Raw genomic sequence first — 332 nt, 5'->3', positions numbered from 1 at the left:
GCGTCGGCCACGGCGACGACGAACTCCGCGAGCGCGGACTCCTCTTCGGGCACGACGAGCAGCCACTCACCGTCCAGGGCGACCGGCCGGGACTCGCGCCCCACCGGCTTCCACACCACCTTGTACCGCCACCCGTCCACCGCCGACCGGGCTGCCTCGTCCTTGCGCCACCGCGAAAGGGCGGGCAGAAGCTCGGCCAACGGCTCGCGGTCCGCCAACTGCAACGAGTCCGCGAGCGATTCCAGGTCCTCGCGCTCGACAGCCTCCCAGAACCGGGCGTCCAGCTCCGTGCCCGTGGCGGCAACGGCAGTGGCGGGAGCGGTCTTCTCCAG

1 protein-coding gene is annotated in these 332 nt (G+C 72.3%); it reads right to left on the bottom strand.

Annotation, left to right across the window (positions count from 1 at the left end; translation table 11 throughout):
* The coding region (locus tag AC5WRT_RS39160; RefSeq protein WP_496101124.1) for a hypothetical protein at positions 1–332 on the bottom strand (332 nt) is incomplete at both ends.

It is taken from the genome of Streptomyces sp. NTD91, assembly GCF_059510455.1.
This window is presented reverse-complemented; position numbering and strand designations above follow the sequence as displayed.